The sequence below is a fragment of the uncultured Sulfitobacter sp. genome (assembly GCF_947502895.1).
Taxonomy (GTDB): Bacteria; Pseudomonadota; Alphaproteobacteria; order Rhodobacterales; family Rhodobacteraceae; genus Sulfitobacter.
Genome location: NZ_CANNBM010000001.1, coordinates 793,483 through 807,942 on the forward strand (window position 1 = coordinate 793,483; position 14,460 = coordinate 807,942).

Here is a 14,460-nt window from a genome sequence, read left to right on the forward strand (position 1 = left end):
GCTCTAGCCCCTCAACTTGCGCGCACGCTTCAGCAACATGTCGCGCTTCACCTTGCTCAGCCGCTCGAAATACAGCTTGCCCTCCAGATGGTCGATCTGGTGCTGCACGCTGGTCGCATCCAGCCCCACAAAGTCCCGCTCAACCACACTGCCGCTCTCGTCGAGATAGCGCACACGCACCCCGCGCGGGCGCGACACCTTCGCCGACACACCGGGCAGGCAGGGCGATGCTTCTTCGTGCACATTCATAATGGCCGAGGCATCTATTATTTCAGGATTGGCGAGCCTGATACGTTTGTCCCGCGCCTCGGAGGTGTCAACGACCGCCAGCCGCAACATCACACCGATCTGCGGCGCACCAAGCCCTACACCAGGCATCGCGTCCATCGTGTCGATCATGTCCTGCCAGTGGGCGCGCACCGTGTCGTCAATGGCGTCCACCTCCTGCGCGGGCATGCGCAGGCGCTTGTCAGGCCACTCCAGAATTGTCCGTACCGTCATGCCGCATACTCCGCTTCCAGTGCCGCGCGGGTGTCCGCATCCAGATGGTCAAATGTCACCACACCGTCCAGATGATCCAACTCATGCTGCACACAGGCAGCGGCAAACCCGCAAAAGCTTTGCACAAACCGACCGCCGTTGAGACCTGTCCAGACCATCTGCACCTGCGCGGGCCGCGAGATATCTGCGCTCACACCGGGGATGCTCAGGCAGCCTTCGGCATTGGTCGCCCGCTCCTCGCTCACTTCTTGCAACATGGGATTGATACACACCAGCGGGTCAGGCTTGCCCTCTTTCCATCCTACATCCATCACAAACACCCGCGCCAGCACCCCAACCTGAGGCGCGGCCAACCCGCGACCGGGGGCTGCATACATCGTTTCCAACATGTCGGCGGCCAGTTTTTCAATCTCGGGCGTGATCGTCTCGACCGGAGGGCAGATTTCCATCAGACACGGATCAGGCCACTTCACGATCTCCAGCACGCTCATCCGCGCGCCAGCTCACGTTTGAATTTCACCATCTTACGGGTAATCATCTGACGGCGCAGCGGTTTGAGATGGTCGATAAACAGCTTGCCGTCCAGATGGTCAATCTCGTGCTGCACGCAGGTGGCCCACAGCCCGTCCATCCCCTCGCGCTGCTCAACACCGTCACGGTCAATCCACGTGACTTCTACCTCGGCGGGGCGCGTCACATCGGCAAACTGCTCGGGAATACTCAGGCACCCTTCTTCATAGGTATTCAGCTCTTCCGAGCTGGCGACGATCTGCGGGTTGAACATGATCAGCGGGCGCGGTTTCTCGCCTTCGGCTTTCACACAGTCCAGCACGATCAGGCGGTTCAGCACACCCACCTGCGGCGCGGCAAGCCCCACACCCGGCGCGTCATACATCGTCGCCAGCATATCATCAGCCAGCGTGCGCAAATCATCGGTCAAATCCTGCACGGGCGCGCAGGACTTTTTCAGGCGGGGGTCGGGGTGATAAAGAATAGGGCGTTTCATGCAAGTTGATGTAGGGCATGCCCCCGCATCCCGCAAGCAGGGCTTGCACATAAGTCTGGCACCGCTACCCTGCACCAAACCCCTGACGGAGAGACCCACCATGAGCTTTGACACCCCGATTGAACGCCGCGGCACCCATTGTGTGAAATGGGACGGAATGGAGAGCATCTATGGCGTTCCCGCCGATACAGGCATTTCGATGTGGGTGGCCGATATGGATTTTGCGACCGCCCCCGTGGTGCAGGACGCTGTCCAGAACATGGTCAACCACGGCGTTTACGGCTATTTCGGCGACGACAGCAAATACCGCGCGGCGATCCAGTGGTGGATGAAAGAGCGTCACAACTGGGATCTGGACCCGGCACACATCTTTACCACACACGGTTTGGTCAACGGCACCGCTATGTGCGTCGATGCCTTCACCGAAAAAGGGGACGGCGTCGTGCTGTTCACCCCCGTCTATCACGCCTTTGCCAAGGTGATTAACGCCGCCGAGCGGCAGGTTGTCGAGTGCGAGATGGTGCAGGAGAACGGCCGCTACCGCATGGATTTTGACGCCTACGATGCGCAAATGACAGGCAACGAAAAAATGGTCATCCTCTGTTCGCCCCATAATCCGGGAGGCTGCGTCTGGCGCCGCGATGAATTGCAGGCCGTGGCCGATTTTGCCAAGCGTCACGATCTGGTGCTCGTCTCGGATGAAATCCACCATGATCTGGTCATGCCAGACCAGAAACATACGGCAATGGCGCTGATCGACGGGATCGAAGACCGCCTTGTCATGATGACTGCCACCACTAAAACTTTTAACATTGCAGGGTCACACTCGGGCAATGTCATCATCGCCGATCCCGCGCTGCGCGAGAAATTCGGCGCGCGGATGATGGCGCTGGGTCTGTCACCCAACAGCTTTGGCCTCTTCATGGCCACCGCCGCCTATTCGCCCGAAGGGGCCGCGTGGGTCGATGATCTGATCGCCTATCTTGATGGCAACCGCCGCTTGTTCGACACAGCAGTCAATGCCATCCCCGGTCTTAAATCCATGCCGCTAGAGGCGACATACCTCGCGTGGGTCGACTTTGCCGATACAGGCATGACCCGCAAGGAGTTTACCAAAAGGGTCGAGCAGGGCGCAGGCATTGCGGCCAACCACGGCCCCACCTTCGGCAAAGGCGGCGAAAGCTATCTGCGGTTCAACATCGCCACCCCCCGCGCGCGGGTCCAAGAGGCATGTGACCGCCTCGCTGAGGCCTTCAAAGACCTGCAATAAGACCCTCCGGACACAATAAAAGAGAAAGGGCGCCCCGATTGGGACGCCCTTTTTTCTGCGGTTGTCGCAACGGCTTGTCAGCCCCGCGCGCTCTGCCCTTTGACATCGTCGCCGATATGCGCAGCGGCCGTATAATCAACACCTGATGACTTCTTGACCGTGAAAATCATCTCACCACCTGCGGCCTCATGGCCCGTAACCAGACATTCATGCAGATGGGTCGCCCCGTCATACAGGTTCACCAAACCGTGCAATTCAGGCGCGTCCCCTGCGGCCACGGCAAATCCCGTAGCCCAACGGCGTAGCACAGGATAATACACACCGCCCGCCTCAACACACAGGCGCTGCGTGCGTGCAGGGCGGCTCATCGGGGCGCGGGCACGGCCCGGCTCAAATCCTTTGGGCAGAAATATATCCATGATTCTTCTCCAGCGTTACACGGCCAAGGTATTCCAATAGTTTCGCATGGCAACACGTTTTTGAAACTTTATGTCTCAATGTGCATTTTCGCACCGCTCCTGCGCGGGCCTGCGTCTTCGCACTGTGCCACCACATTGTTACATCTGCGTTAAGCAACAACAGGAGATACCCCCATGGGACTGCTCATCGACGGCCAATGGCACGACAAATGGTACGACACCAAAGAAAGCGGCGGCGCGTTCAAGCGTACCCAGGCAGGGTTTCGCAACTGGATCACCGCAGACGGCAGCGCAGGCCCCACCGGCGACGGCGGATTTCAGGCCGAGGCAGGTCGCTATCATCTTTATGTCAGCCATGCCTGCCCATGGGCGCACCGCACCTTGATATTCCGCGCGCTCAAAGGCCTTGCACCCCTGATCGACGTCTCGGTCGTGCACCCCGATATGCTGGGCGATGGCTGGACGTTCGAGACCGATTTTGACGGGGCCACGGGTGACACGCAATTCGGCCTGCCCTTCGCACGCGACATTTATACCCGCGCCGTGCCCGATTTCACTGGCCGCGTGACTGTGCCGATCCTGTGGGACAAACAGCGCGCCACCATCGTGTCAAACGAATCGTCCGAGATTATTCGCATGTTCAACAGCGCCTTCGACGGCATCACGGGCAATACCGACAATTACTGGCACGCCCCCCTGCACCCAGATATCGAGGCCGTGAACGGGCGTATCTATGACACGTTCAACAACGGCGTTTACAAATCAGGATTTGCCACGACCCAAGAGGCATATGACGCCGCCGTCTATCCGCTGTTCGACACGCTGGACTGGATCGAGGATATCCTGTCGCGCAACCGCTACCTGACAGGCGCGCGCATCACCGAGGCCGACTGGCGGTTGTTCACGACACTGGTGCGCTTTGATCTGGTCTATCACCAGCACTTCAAATGCAACCGCAAGCGCATTGTGGATTATCCCAACCTATGGGCCTACACGCGTGAGCTGTTTCAATGGAAAGGCGTGGCCGAAACGGTGCATTTCGATCACATCGTGCGCCACTACCACTACAGCCACGACACCATAAATCCCAACAGGATTATGCCGATAAATCCAGTAATTGACTGGCACGCGCCACACGGTCGCGGTTAGGCGTCAGCTCGCCCGCGGCTCTGCCCCGTAATGCGCCGCCATCGCCGCCAGATCTTCTGGCGGCGTATTGCTTTGTACAAATGCACGCGCATTGGCCGAATGGGCAAAAATCGACCCGTCCGAGAAAAAGCTTGTATTGGTCACAAAGATCACCCGCGCTTCAGGCTGGCGGTAATTGGCATAATCCGCAATCGCCAGCGCCGATCCTTCTTCAATTACCAAATCAAGGATAATAATATCGGTCTCGTTTTGGGACAGATGCGCTATGGCATCCTCCTGCCCTCTGACACAGCACGCGTTCATCCCCTGCCGCAGCAGATGGCGCTGCCACACAGTGGCAAGCTCGGGCACGCTCTCAACGATGAGAACGCTGGTCGTTCGGGATTCGCAGACAGTCATATCAAAGCCCCCTCGGACATCGAAAAGCAGTAAAACAACTGCGGGAGGAACCAACCAAAAGCGATTTTACTCGGTCAGTTTAACCACCTATTGATAGTTATACCAAACCCCGCTTTGACGAGTCTGAAAAATCGGCAGATTCCAGCCAGCCCCCACATATGAGTTAACCAATTGGTAAAAAAAATACAAGAACACGGTGGTGGAATTGATGCAGCGGCACGTCGGTTTGGCGGCGCAAGACGCGATTGGATTGACCTTTCGACCGGCATCAATCCCGTAGCATACCCCATTGGCCAGCTGGCACAGGACGCATGGACAGCCCTCCCCGATCACGCCGCACAAACCGCGCTGTTGGACGCCGCGCGCGATTTCTGGCAGGTCCCCGAAGGCGCAGCCATCCTCGCCACGCCAGGTGCCTCCGCGCCGATTGCAATGATTCCCCGCCTGCGCCGCGCAGGTCGGGTCCATATCGCAGCACCGACCTATAACGAACATGCCGCCGCCTTTTCCGCCGCAGGCTGGCACGTGGCAGACAGCACACCAGACCCTCATATCCCTGACACTCAAATCGCTGACGCCCAAGTCATCGTGCATCCCAACAACCCCGACGGACGTATCTTCAGCGCACAGGATCTGAATGCCCCCCTGCGCGTGGTGGACGAAAGCTTTTGTGACGTGATGCCCGATGCCTCCCTCATCGCCCAAGCCGGTCGCACCGACACGCTGATTCTCAAAAGTTTTGGCAAGTTCTGGGGGCTGGCAGGTCTGCGCTTGGGCTTTGTGATAGGCGCCCCTGCGTTGATCGAAGAACTGGCCCAGATGCTGGGCCCCTGGCCTGTCTCTGGCCCTGCCCTTACCATCGGCACGGCAGCCCTGAATGATCTGCACTGGGCGCATAACACCCGCCAGCGCCTGACAGATGATGCCGCCCGCCTTGATGCCGCGATGAAGCAGGCAGGAGCGAAAACTGTAGGCGGGACCAGCCTTTTTCGCCTGTATGACGTGCCCGACGCCGCAATATGGCAAACCCGCCTCGCCCGCCATCATGTCTGGAGCCGTACTTTCTCCTATAACCCGCGCTGGCTGCGCCTCGGCCTACCTGCGCCTGACGCATGGGGCAGGATCGGCTCCGCCATAAAAGCACCCGAATAATGAGCACTCCAACCCTCCTCCTCTTTGCCCTGTTGCTTGACGCCGTGATGGGAGAGCCGCGCTGGCTCTGGTCGCGCCTGCCGCATCCTGCCGTGCTGATGGGCCGCGCGGTCACCGCACTCGACCGTACGCTCAACCACGGGGCAGGCAGCATCCTTGCGGGCGTCCTCGCCCTCGCGTTGCTGATGACTGGGGCCTACCTGCTGGGGACGGTGGTCAAGAGCATTGCCCTCCAACTCGGCCTGCTCGGAGATGCAGTCCAGATCATCCTCGCTGCGATCCTTTTGGCGCACCGCTCGCTTGTGCAACATGTGGCAGCTGTGGCTGATGGATTGCGCGTATCGCTCGGCGATGGTCGCCGTGCGGTCGCCATGATCGTCAGCCGCGATACCACGCAGATGGACGAACCTGCCACCGCCCGCGCCGCCATTGAAAGCGCCGCCGAAAACCTATCGGACGGGGTGATTGCCCCCGCCTTCTGGTTTCTGGTGGGCGGTCTGCCTGCATTGCTGGTCTACAAGGCCGTCAACACCGCCGACAGCATGATCGGCTACCGCACCCCGAAATACGAGCGTTTCGGCAAGGCCGCTGCTGTGATGGACGATGCACTCAATCTCATTCCCGCCCGCCTGACCTGCCTGCTGATTGCATTGCCCGCAGGCGTGCTGGGCGATCTGCGCGCCATCTATGCCGATGCCAGCCGCCACCGCTCGCCCAATGCGGGCTGGCCCGAGGCGGCAATGGCACGCGCTATTAATGTAGCCTTGGCAGGTCCGCGCGCCTATGATGGGGAAATGCAGCAGTTTGCATGGGTAGGCGGCGCAGGTGCGCGCCAGATCGGCCCAGCGCAGATTGATGCTGCCCTAAGCCGCCTCTGGCAGGCATGGGGATTGATGTTGGGCCTGACCGCCCTGTTGGTATTTGTCGGATAAGTAAAAGATCAAAGGTATTTCATGCGCTCCACATTTCTCGCGGCCCTTCTGGCCCTCTCTCCCCTTGCCACCGCAGCCCACGCCGCTTGTGGCGGCAGCTTTAGCAGCTTCAAATCGGGCCTCGTGTCCGAGGCACCGCGCAACGGCATCGACAAAGCCACCGCCGAGCGTTTCCTCGCCTCCGTGCGCAAAGACAACGCCGTGCTGCGCGCCGACCGTTCGCAGGGTGTGTTCCAGCGCCCCTTTGTCGATTTCTCCCGCCGCCTGATTTCCAATGACCGCATCAACCGTGGCCGCGCCAACGGCAAGAAATATGCCCGCGTCTTCAACACCGTCGAACAGCGGTACGGCGTGGACCGTGGCGTGCTGCTGGCCTTCTGGGCGTTCGAGACTGACTTTGGCAAAATTCAGGGCAACTTCAACACCGCCAACGCGCTTGTCACCCTCGCCCATGATTGCCGCCGCCCCAACCTCTTTCGTCCGCAGGTCTTTGCCGCGATGGAGCTGTTCAAGCGCGGACAGTTCAACCCCGCCAAGACCACAGGCGCATGGGCAGGCGAGATCGGGATGGTCCAGATGCTGCCCCGCGACATCATCGAAAACGGCACAGATGGCGATGGCGATGGCCGCGTGTCGCTCAAAACCTCTGCGCCCGATGCGCTTGTCTCGGCAGGCAAAATGCTCAGATCACTCGGCTGGCGCAAAGGCGAGCCATGGATTGACGAGGTCATCGTTCCGCAGAATTTCGACTGGTCCCTCACCGGCCTGAAAACGCAAAAGCGCGCCTCGGACTGGGCCAAACTGGGGGTCAAACCGCGCGACGGGCGACTGGCAAACAACCTGCGCGCCTCGCTGATCCTGCCCCAAGGGCGGCGCGGGCCTGCCTTCCTCGCCTATCCCAATTTCAACGTCTATTTCGAATGGAACCAGTCGTTCACCTACGTTCTGACCGCCGCCTATTTCGCCACCCGCCTCAATGGCGCACAGGTCTATAACGCGGGCAATCCAGAAAAAGGCCTCAGCGGCAACCAGATGAAACGCCTGCAACGTGCGTTGCAACAGCGCGGCTATAACGTGGGCAAAGTGGATGGCATCCTCGGCGCCAATACCCGCGACGCCGTGCAAAAAGAGCAAATCCGCCTGAAACTGCCAGCAGATGCATGGCCCACCCCCGCCTTCCTCGCCAAGCTAGAGGGAAAGAAAACACGATGACCCTCAAAACCACCGCCGCCCAGATGGTCGCCAATGCCCGCGCCCGCATCGAGGAGATCGAGACAGCGGATGCCATCGCCATGGTCAACGACCCTGCCGTGCAGATCGTCGATCTGCGCGACCCGCGCGAGCGGGAGCGTACCGGCTTCATCCCTGGCAGCTTCCATTGCCCGCGTGGCATGCTCGAATTCTGGGTCGATCCCGACAGCCCCTATTTCAAAGATGTCTTTGCGCAGGATAAAAAGTTCGTCTTTCACTGCGCCTCTGGCTGGCGCTCGGCCATCTCGGTGGCCACCTTGCAGGACATGGGCTTTGACGCTGCGCACATCAAAGAAGGCTTCAGCACATGGGAAAAGGCAGGCGGTCCGGTGGAGCAGGTAAAACCTAAGGCCTGATCGCAAACCGCTGGCCATCCTGCGTCAGCATCACCAGCCTGCCATGGCTGCGCACAAATCGGTCGCAGCGGTCACGCCCGTTGCGGTACAGAATACAAATTGTCCCGTCCGCAGCGACGGAATACGTGCCAAAGGCCGTCCCGCCGCCCTCATAGCTGTAGCTATACGCCCCACCCGCCGAATAACGCGATTGACCACCCTCATAAAACTCGACCACAGGGCGGGCCGTCATGGTGACAACTTCATCATACGTCAGGGGCATGTCGCCCTCCAGCATGGCAAAATCAGATGCCCAAAGGGATGTCGGCAGCATTAACAAGGCAATCAGATAGCGCATGACCTTAGCCTAGCCGCCGCGCGGCCTGCACACCACGCACAATCACGCGACCAGCGTTTCCGCCTTTTTCAGATCAACCGAGACAAGCTGGCTTACGCCCTGCTCTGCCATGGTCACACCGAACAATCGGTCCATCCGCGCCATGGTCACCGCGTGGTGCGTGATGATGAGGAACCGCGTGTCCGTCTGGCGGCACATCTCATCGAGCAGGTCGCAGAACCGCGTCACATTGGCATCATCCAGCGGCGCGTCCACCTCATCGAGCACACAAATCGGTGCAGGATTGGCAAGGAAGACCGCAAAGATCAGCGCCATAGCGGTCAGCGTCTGCTCACCCCCGCTCAGCAAGCTGAGCGTGCTCAGCTTTTTGCCCGGCGGCTGGCACATAATCTCAAGGCCCGCCTCCAGCGGATCATCACTCTCCACCATCACCAGATTGGCCTCGCCGCCGCCAAACAGATGGGTAAACAGCAGCGAGAAATTCGTGTTCACCTGCTCGAACGCGGTCAGCAACCGTTCGCGCCCTTCACGGTTCAGGCTGGCAATGCCGGAACGCAGCGTCTTGATCGCCTCTTCCAGATCGGCCTTTTCATGCACCAACTCGTCATGCTCGACCTGCACGTCCTTGGCGTCTTCCTCGGCGCGCAGGTTCACGGCCCCCAAGGCATCGCGCTGGCGTTTGAGACGGTTCACATCCGCCTCCAGCGTATCAGCGGCAGGGATATCATCGGGGTTGGCATCCAACTGCGTTAGCAACTGGTTCGGGGTTAGCTGCTGGTCCTCTGCGATCCGCTCGGCTGCGGCACCTACCGTCTCACGCGCGGCATCGCTGCGCGCTTCAGAGCGTGCGCGCGCTTCGCGGGCCTCGGATGCGGTGCGCTCCGCTTCGCGCTCTGCCAATGTGGCCTCACGCAGGGTGCCTTCCGCTGTGCTCAGCTTGTCCATCGCCTGCGCACGCCGCGCCTCTGATGTGCTGATCTGTGCGCCCAATTTATCGCGCTGCGCGGCAATCTCGGCGGGCGCTGCACCTGCTTCTTTCAGCTCTGCCTCCGTCGCCTCCTTGCGTTCGACCAATTCGGCGCTGCGCTTTTCCGCGGTCTCCAGACGGTGCCGCCAACCGCTCAACTCTTTGGTCACTTCCTGCGCACGCTTGGTCCGTGCCTCGCCCTCACGACGCAACTCGTCGTGGCCTGAACGACGCGACATCATCGTGATCCGCGCCGCCTCCACGGTCATGCGCAGATCTTCCACAGCCGCGCGTGCATCGCCCAGATCGCCTAGATCGGCCAAGGCCCGCTCGGCCTCCAGCACCCGCGCCCGCGCGCCCATCGCTTCTTCCTCGTGGCGTGTCACGGCGAGGCCCAGCGATTCCAGACGCCCTGCTGCCAGATTGCGGTCCGCTTCCACACGGCTCAGCGCGCGGCCCGCATCGGCCACTGCGCGGTCCGCATCCCGCCGCGCCTCGCGCGCGCGCTTGTCCGCCTCTGCTTGCGCGGCCAACTGCGCTGTCAGGCTCTCATGGGCGGCCCGCGCCCCTTCTGCGCGCTGGCTCGCCTGCTCCAACGATTGCTTCAAAACCTCCAGACGGTTCAACTGCTGCAACCGCAACGCCGCAGCCGATGGCGCATCCTCGGCCCAAGCGCGGAACCCGTCCCACCGCCACAAATCCCCCTCAAGCGAGACAAGCCGCTGACCGGGGCGCAAGGCTGCCTGCAACTGCGGGCCATCATCCGCATCTACCAGCCCGACCTGCGCCATACGGCGGTCCAGCACATCAGGGCAAGACACATGATTGGTCAGAGGTGTGACGCCCGCAGGCAAGGGTTGCACGTCCGAATAAGCCGCCAGCGTGGACCACCCGGATGGCCCGTCAGCATCCACTTCGGGCGCCCGCAGATCATCGGCCAATGCCGCGCCCAGCGCCTTCTCGAACCCGTGTTCCACCTGCAAACGGTCCAAAATCTGGCCGCCCTCTGCCGTGTCCCGCTCTACCAGTTTGGCTAGGGCGGTGGTCTCTGCACGCAGGGCGTTCATCTCACCCTCAGCTTCCGAGCGTTCCGCCCGCGCTTCGGCCTCGCGCGCTTGGGTTTGCGCCCGCGCGTCTTCCGCTGCAATCAAGGCTGCGTCGGCTGCCTCTGCCGCCGCCACGGCCGCCTTCTCTGCTACAGTCGCCGTATCAAAATCACTTGCCGCTTTGGCAAGGGCAGCCTCACTCGCTGCCACGGCCTCCCGCGCGCGCACGGCCTCGGCCTCGGACTTGGCTTGCGTCTTGCGGTTATCCTCCAACAGCCGCTCGGCCGAGCCGTAGCGCGCGGCAAGCCGCGCCACATCTTCGGTCTGCTGGCTCAGATCAGCCTCGCGCGTTTGCAATACAGCGGCGGCTTCCTTGGCAGTCAGCGCAGCCTGCTCCAAGGCTTCCTCGTGCCCCTCACCCGCCTTGGCCAGTTCCCGCGCCTCCCATTCCAACCGCTCGATCGTTTCGCCCGCATCGCGGTTCAGGCCGCTTTCGCGGTCAATATCACGGGCAAGCTGGTCAATACGGCCCTGCAATGTCTCTATCAACGCAGTCGCACGCGCCTCGCGCTCGCTCAGCGTATCACGTTGCACGACCAGACGCTGCACCACGGCTGCTGCAATCGCATCCTCTTCGCGCAGAGCGGGCAAGGCGTCTTCCGCTTCCTGCCGCGCCTTGGCACAGCTGCGCACCAAAGCTTCAGCTTGTGCCGCCGCTGTCACCCGCTGGCGCAACTCATCCTCGGCCCGTGCGCGTGCATCATCTGCTTCGCGCCAGCGGCGGTACAGCAACATGCCCTCGCTCCGCCGCAACTGATCGCCAATCTCGCGATACCGCGCCGCCTGTCGCGCCTGCCGCGCCAACTGCGCGAGTTGCGCCGCCAACTGCTCAATCACGTCATCCACGCGGGCCAGATTGGTCTCGGCCCCGTTCAACTTTAACTCGGCCTCATGCCGCCGCGCATAGAGGCCCGAAATCCCCGCCGCTTCCTCCAGAATACGGCGGCGGTTCTTGGGCTTGGCGTTGATCAGTTCACTAATCTGCCCTTGCCGCACCAAAGCAGGGCTATGCGCACCAGTCGAGGCATCGGCAAACAGCATCTGCACATCGCGCGCGCGCACATCCTTTCCCGCCGCTTTATAGGCACTGCCCACATCGCGGGTGATGCGCCTAACAATGTCGAGGTTATCACTCTCGTTGAACCCCGCGGGGGCCAACCGCTCACTGTTATCAATCTGCAGGGAAACTTCGGCAAAGTTGCGCGCGGGCCGCGTGGCCGCCCCCGCAAAAATCACGTCCTCCATGCCGCCACCGCGCATGGCCGTGGGGCGGTTTTCCCCCATGACCCAGCGCAGCGCCTCCAGCAGGTTCGACTTCCCACAGCCATTCGGCCCCACAACACCCGTCAAACCATCCGCGATGATCAGATCGGTGGGGTCAACAAAGCTTTTGAAGCCTGTCAGCCTGAGTTTCGAGAAGCGCATGTGCCGCCTGCATGGTGATTCCGGAGCCTCGGGCAGAGTGACGGTTTTGCACCGCGCGAGTCAACAGCTGCACACAAGCACCAGCACTCAACAGCCAGTTATCCACAACATATTGGGCCTAAAGCGCCGCTTCACAGTCAATTTCGACAGAGACACCGCCCAATTGCTGCACCTCTGTTCCCCTGACGGGAACACAGTCCAGCGCGACAGGTGTTACAGGTCGCGTGCGCCGTGGGCCTTTGCCACAGCGCAATATGCCCGTTGCTTGCGATTGGTCCCCGCGCACCTCTTTCACTTCGCACCCGCTTACCAGTGCCATCGCACGTCCTGCACGTTCGCGCATAACGCCAAAGCGCGGCGCATATTCCATATTGGTGCGGATAGCCTCCGCCAGTTCATCCCGCACGCGGACATCAAAGGTCGATCCATCGACCGTCACAGTCGTGGCAGGCAAGCCGCGAAAATGCGGGCCAGCCGTATTGCACCCAACCAGCAGCACGACCACGCAGGTCAATATCCAGAGTCCTCTATCCATCCCCTATTCTTCCATCATCGTCGTTAATACAGAGTTAACAGGCTCCCTTGCTCAACACCCCCGTTGGTCATATAATTTGACCAATCAAAGGACCGCCCATGCCGTTTCGCCCCGTCACCCCCGAGAAAATCTCCTCCGCCGTGGTCAAACAGGTGGAAGAGCTGATCCTGCGTGGCATCCTGCAACCGGGCAAACGTCTGCCCCCCGAACGGGAACTGGCAGAGCGCCTCGGCGTATCGCGCCCCTCGGTGCGTGAAGCGATTGCGCAGCTCCAAGAGGCCGGATTGCTCAGCGCAAAGGCGGGGGCGGGTATCTTTGTGGCCGATGCCCTGCGCTCCGCCTTCTCGCCCGCATTAGGCGCGCTTTTTGCCCGCCATGACGAGGCAGCGATGGATTACCTCACCTTCCGCCGCGACATGGAAGGGCTGGCAGCCGAACGTGCAGCCCGCCTCGGCTCCGACACCGATCTCGCTGTGATCAGCGCGATTTTTGCCAAGATGGAAGCGGCCCAAGTCAACCCCGATGCAGAAGCCGAAGCAGCACTGGACGCGCAGTTTCATATGGCCATCATCGAGGCCAGCCATAACGTGGTGATGCTGCACATGATGCGCTCCATGTACGAACTGCTGCGCGGGGGTGTGTTCTACAACCGCCAGATCATGTTCAAACAGCAGACCAAACGCACCGTCCTGCTGGACCAGCACCGCACCATCCACGACGCTTTGCTGGCCCGCGATGCCCCTGCTGCCCGCGCCGCCATCGAGGCCCACCTGAGCTATGTGGAGCGCGCTTTGATGGACCAGCAGCGCGCCCAGCGGAACGAAGCAGTTGCACAACAAAGGCTGGATCAGGAAACAAAGGGGTGAGACACCCGCGCGGTGCAGCCCCTAACGTTTCTTCTTCTTTTTTGTGGGCTTGAACGTCGCGTATTCAACAAAAAGCCCGATCTGCGTCAAAAAGAACCCCAAGACAACAATCGGCATTGCCAATGTCTCGAACAGCACCCAGAATTCCTCCGATTGCGTTCGCCAAACCAACTCATTCGCAGCGGCCGACAGCAAAAACAGCGCAATCACCCGCTGCGTCAATATCTTCCAGCCTTCCGGCTTCAGCGGGATCATGTCCTCCATGATATACTCCAGCCACGATTGCCCCCGCAGCAAGCCGACTCCGAGGATCAGCGCAAGCGCGAGGTAGATGACCGTCGGTTTCATTTTGAACAACCTCGGATCATTCAACCAGACGCTAAGGCCGCCAAACACAAGCAGCATGATCGCTGTCGCAACCTGTATGCGCGCGAGTTTGCCTGTCAAAAACCACAACACTCCCATCGCCAGCAAAAAGATCGGGATGAACGCCGCAATCACCACCACAAACCCCGTGTATGAAGTGCCCGCGATCAGATAGGTTTCATTGCGAAAAATCAGATAAGCCGCGACGAATGCGATAGTCGGGCCATACTCAAATGCTGCTTTCACACCCGAATGCATCGGCTTAGGTTTCATGCTTCATAGCCTTCAACTTTGAAAATTCGCGACCTGCCTGCAGACAAGCGCCCAAAGGGCAATGTACCGAACGCTGGTTTCGTCGTCACACTGGCGCACTGCGGCACATTACCGGTACGGCGCAACGCAACACCGCATGGTTGCATTTGA

Annotated in this window: 16 protein-coding genes; 7 read left to right on the forward strand and 9 right to left on the reverse strand. The window is 60.7% G+C overall.

The features are described 5' to 3' along the window. Nucleotides 1–3: 3 nt before the first annotated feature. The 3 genes from def (Q0903_RS04000) to def (Q0903_RS04010) are packed head-to-tail and all read right to left on the reverse strand — an operon-like array spanning nucleotide 4 to nucleotide 1,507. Complete coding sequence (def, locus tag Q0903_RS04000; protein ID WP_299413031.1) at nucleotides 4–501, reverse strand: peptide deformylase; 498 nt, start codon at nucleotides 499–501, stop codon at nucleotides 4–6. After that, a complete protein-coding gene (def, locus tag Q0903_RS04005; RefSeq protein ID WP_299413033.1) occupies nucleotides 498–992 on the reverse strand; it encodes a peptide deformylase in 495 nt (164 codons plus the stop codon). Before def (Q0903_RS04005) ends, def (Q0903_RS04000) begins: the two co-directional genes overlap by 4 nt. Beyond that, on the reverse strand, nucleotides 989–1,507 hold the full coding sequence (gene def / locus Q0903_RS04010) for a peptide deformylase (protein ID WP_299413036.1): 519 nt from the start codon (nucleotides 1,505–1,507) through the stop codon (nucleotides 989–991). Before def (Q0903_RS04010) ends, def (Q0903_RS04005) begins: the two co-directional genes overlap by 4 nt. A 100-nt stretch (nucleotides 1,508–1,607) precedes the next feature. Here def (Q0903_RS04010) and Q0903_RS04015 point away from each other — a divergent pair, with 100 nt between their 5' ends. Continuing rightward, a complete protein-coding gene (locus tag Q0903_RS04015) occupies nucleotides 1,608–2,777 on the forward strand; it encodes a MalY/PatB family protein (protein ID WP_299413038.1) in 1,170 nt (389 codons plus the stop codon). A 77-nt stretch (nucleotides 2,778–2,854) separates the two neighbouring features. On the opposite strand, the gene Q0903_RS04020 is transcribed toward Q0903_RS04015, so the two are convergent. Continuing rightward, entirely contained in the window at nucleotides 2,855–3,196 is a 342-nt protein-coding gene (locus Q0903_RS04020) for a hypothetical protein (protein WP_299413040.1), read from the reverse strand. Between the two features lie 174 nt (nucleotides 3,197–3,370). On the opposite strand from Q0903_RS04020, the gene Q0903_RS04025 reads away from it, so the two are divergent. After that, nucleotides 3,371–4,345 carry a glutathione S-transferase family protein gene (locus Q0903_RS04025; protein WP_299413043.1) on the forward strand — a complete coding sequence of 325 codons (975 nt, stop codon included), beginning with the start codon at nucleotides 3,371–3,373 and terminating at the stop codon, nucleotides 4,343–4,345. 3 nt (nucleotides 4,346–4,348) lie between these two features. Here the strand turns inward: Q0903_RS04025 and Q0903_RS04030 are convergent, their stop codons facing one another. After that, complete coding sequence (locus Q0903_RS04030; RefSeq protein WP_299413046.1) at nucleotides 4,349–4,744, reverse strand: response regulator; 396 nt, start codon at nucleotides 4,742–4,744, stop codon at nucleotides 4,349–4,351. 171 nt (nucleotides 4,745–4,915) lie between these two features. On the opposite strand from Q0903_RS04030, the gene cobD reads away from it, so the two are divergent. The 4 genes from cobD to Q0903_RS04050 are packed head-to-tail and all read left to right on the forward strand — an operon-like array spanning nucleotide 4,916 to nucleotide 8,435. Further along, nucleotides 4,916–5,896: a threonine-phosphate decarboxylase CobD gene (gene cobD / locus Q0903_RS04035; RefSeq protein WP_299413048.1), complete on the forward strand. Its 981-nt coding sequence runs from the start codon at nucleotides 4,916–4,918 to the stop codon at nucleotides 5,894–5,896. Continuing rightward, a complete protein-coding gene (gene cbiB / locus Q0903_RS04040; RefSeq protein ID WP_299413051.1) occupies nucleotides 5,896–6,828 on the forward strand; it encodes an adenosylcobinamide-phosphate synthase CbiB in 933 nt (310 codons plus the stop codon). Before cobD ends, cbiB begins: the two co-directional genes overlap by 1 nt. A 21-nt stretch (nucleotides 6,829–6,849) precedes the next feature. After that, nucleotides 6,850–8,040 carry a lytic murein transglycosylase gene (locus Q0903_RS04045; protein WP_299025412.1) on the forward strand — a complete coding sequence of 397 codons (1,191 nt, stop codon included), beginning with the start codon at nucleotides 6,850–6,852 and terminating at the stop codon, nucleotides 8,038–8,040. Further along, nucleotides 8,037–8,435 (forward strand): rhodanese-like domain-containing protein, encoded by a 399-nt coding sequence (locus Q0903_RS04050; RefSeq protein ID WP_299413053.1) that lies wholly within the window; start codon nucleotides 8,037–8,039, stop codon nucleotides 8,433–8,435. The genes Q0903_RS04045 and Q0903_RS04050 overlap by 4 nt, the downstream gene beginning before the upstream one ends. Here Q0903_RS04050 and Q0903_RS04055 read toward each other — a convergent pair. From Q0903_RS04055 to Q0903_RS04065, 3 genes are all read right to left on the reverse strand, one after another. Continuing rightward, a complete protein-coding gene (locus Q0903_RS04055) occupies nucleotides 8,425–8,772 on the reverse strand; it encodes a hypothetical protein (protein WP_299413056.1) in 348 nt (115 codons plus the stop codon). The two genes, Q0903_RS04050 and Q0903_RS04055, sit on opposite strands and share 11 nt — an antisense overlap. A 42-nt stretch (nucleotides 8,773–8,814) precedes the next feature. Further along, on the reverse strand, nucleotides 8,815–12,270 hold the full coding sequence (smc, locus tag Q0903_RS04060; protein ID WP_299413058.1) for a chromosome segregation protein SMC: 3,456 nt from the start codon (nucleotides 12,268–12,270) through the stop codon (nucleotides 8,815–8,817). Nucleotides 12,271–12,388: 118 nt separating this feature from the next. Beyond that, nucleotides 12,389–12,805, reverse strand: a complete 417-nt coding sequence (locus Q0903_RS04065) for a hypothetical protein (RefSeq protein ID WP_299413061.1) — start codon at nucleotides 12,803–12,805, stop codon at nucleotides 12,389–12,391. A 98-nt stretch (nucleotides 12,806–12,903) separates the two neighbouring features. Here Q0903_RS04065 and Q0903_RS04070 point away from each other — a divergent pair, with 98 nt between their 5' ends. Beyond that, nucleotides 12,904–13,671 carry an FCD domain-containing protein gene (locus Q0903_RS04070; protein ID WP_299413064.1) on the forward strand — a complete coding sequence of 256 codons (768 nt, stop codon included), beginning with the start codon at nucleotides 12,904–12,906 and terminating at the stop codon, nucleotides 13,669–13,671. 21 nt (nucleotides 13,672–13,692) lie between these two features. Here the strand turns inward: Q0903_RS04070 and Q0903_RS04075 are convergent, their stop codons facing one another. Continuing rightward, nucleotides 13,693–14,310 (reverse strand): septation protein IspZ, encoded by a 618-nt coding sequence (locus Q0903_RS04075; protein WP_299413066.1) that lies wholly within the window; start codon nucleotides 14,308–14,310, stop codon nucleotides 13,693–13,695. Between the last annotated feature and the right edge of the window lie 150 nt (nucleotides 14,311–14,460).

Coding starts and splice junctions, on each gene's coding strand:
- def (WP_299413031.1), bottom strand. CDS start 501: ATGACGGTACGGACAATTCTGGAGTGGCCTGACAAGCGCCTGCGCATG.
- Q0903_RS04055 (WP_299413056.1), bottom strand. CDS start 8,772: ATGCGCTATCTGATTGCCTTGTTAATGCTGCCGACATCCCTTTGGGCA.
- Q0903_RS04070 (WP_299413064.1), top strand. CDS start 12,904: ATGCCGTTTCGCCCCGTCACCCCCGAGAAAATCTCCTCCGCCGTGGTC.
- def (WP_299413033.1), bottom strand. CDS start 992: ATGAGCGTGCTGGAGATCGTGAAGTGGCCTGATCCGTGTCTGATGGAA.
- smc (WP_299413058.1), bottom strand. CDS start 12,270: ATGCGCTTCTCGAAACTCAGGCTGACAGGCTTCAAAAGCTTTGTTGAC.
- Q0903_RS04020 (WP_299413040.1), bottom strand. CDS start 3,196: ATGGATATATTTCTGCCCAAAGGATTTGAGCCGGGCCGTGCCCGCGCC.
- Q0903_RS04075 (WP_299413066.1), bottom strand. CDS start 14,310: ATGAAACCTAAGCCGATGCATTCGGGTGTGAAAGCAGCATTTGAGTAT.
- Q0903_RS04030 (WP_299413046.1), bottom strand. CDS start 4,744: ATGACTGTCTGCGAATCCCGAACGACCAGCGTTCTCATCGTTGAGAGC.
- Q0903_RS04025 (WP_299413043.1), top strand. CDS start 3,371: ATGGGACTGCTCATCGACGGCCAATGGCACGACAAATGGTACGACACC.
- Q0903_RS04050 (WP_299413053.1), top strand. CDS start 8,037: ATGACCCTCAAAACCACCGCCGCCCAGATGGTCGCCAATGCCCGCGCC.
- Q0903_RS04045 (WP_299025412.1), top strand. CDS start 6,850: ATGCGCTCCACATTTCTCGCGGCCCTTCTGGCCCTCTCTCCCCTTGCC.
- cbiB (WP_299413051.1), top strand. CDS start 5,896: ATGAGCACTCCAACCCTCCTCCTCTTTGCCCTGTTGCTTGACGCCGTG.
- Q0903_RS04015 (WP_299413038.1), top strand. CDS start 1,608: ATGAGCTTTGACACCCCGATTGAACGCCGCGGCACCCATTGTGTGAAA.
- Q0903_RS04065 (WP_299413061.1), bottom strand. CDS start 12,805: ATGGATAGAGGACTCTGGATATTGACCTGCGTGGTCGTGCTGCTGGTT.
- def (WP_299413036.1), bottom strand. CDS start 1,507: ATGAAACGCCCTATTCTTTATCACCCCGACCCCCGCCTGAAAAAGTCC.